1 pseudogene is annotated in these 236 nt (G+C 36.4%); it reads right to left on the minus strand.

Features of this window, described 5'->3' with window-relative positions:
* Positions 1-142 precede the first annotated feature (142 nt).
* Positions 143-236, minus strand: a pseudogene (locus QZ918_RS31585) (IS5/IS1182 family transposase); the annotation flags it as partial.

Raw genomic sequence — 236 nt, forward strand, 5'->3', positions numbered from 1 at the left:
TACAAACCTGTTTAACACTGCATGATATCGTGCGATGTCTGGGTTTGGAATACAATCGGAAAATTATTAGGCAGATGTCATAATAATTACTTGGCAACTAAATTTACTTGAATAGACCTCTTGCGAAAGTCTCAGGCGAGCGCTAATTTGTCTTCAAAGAAAGTTCATAATTATAAATGCCAGCAATCAAATTAAATCTCAATCCGAAGCGTCTTCTTCGATTTCGATATCTCGAC

The organism is Microcoleus sp. CAWBG58, assembly GCF_020883045.1.
In the GTDB taxonomy this organism is placed as follows: Bacteria; Cyanobacteriota; Cyanobacteriia; order Cyanobacteriales; family Microcoleaceae; genus Microcoleus.